This window comes from Intrasporangium mesophilum (assembly GCF_054783095.1).
On the sequence record NZ_BAAGRF010000035.1, the window covers coordinates 1 to 549 of the forward strand.

At 69.0% G+C, this 549-nt stretch carries 2 protein-coding genes; one reads left to right on the forward strand and one right to left on the reverse strand.

The genetic code is table 11. From position 1 onward, the window contains the following. Positions 1-189: hypothetical protein (locus tag ACYVLP_RS23440; protein WP_460629701.1), on the reverse strand; the 189-nt coding region annotated here is incomplete at its 3' end. On the opposite strand from ACYVLP_RS23440, the gene ACYVLP_RS23445 reads away from it, so the two are divergent. After that, positions 188-549, forward strand: a 362-nt coding sequence (locus ACYVLP_RS23445) for a hypothetical protein (RefSeq protein WP_460629702.1), incomplete at its 3' end; no start/stop codon positions are given. The genes ACYVLP_RS23440 and ACYVLP_RS23445 overlap by 2 nt on opposite strands.

Below are 549 nucleotides of genomic sequence, written 5' to 3' on the forward strand. Positions count from 1 at the left end.
CGTAGATTTCGGTTCATCGACGGATGAAGTCGCGACCGGGGTCGCGCCTGGCAGGGGTGGTTCGCTGATGAGTGTCACGCGTCTTTTGCCCGGGATCCCGCGGCTGAAGGGTTCGCAGCAAAGGGTGGAAAGGGCGGTGCCGACCTCGCGACGGTTGATCGCGGTGTTCGTGGTGGCGGCCGTCAGCATGGTGGGTCTGAATGTTGGACCGGCTCAGTCGCTTGCCGCGACGACGGTGACCGGATGGTCGACCACGGTGCTGACCGCGGCGGTCGGGTTCCCGGTCAGCAACGCGATCACGGTCAAGACCGGCACCACGACCGTGACCCGCAGCGTGCAGCTGCAGCGCCGCCCGTCGACCTCGACGACCTGGACCACGCTGTCGAGCACGACCACGGCCAGCACCGGCAAGGCCACCATCGGCTACACGGTGCCCGCGGTGGGCACCTGGTACTACCGGCTGTACGCCGTGCCGACCACGACCGCGGCCGGGGCGTACACCCCGGCCCGCACGGTCAAGGCGATCGCGGGCACCGCCACGTCGGTGAC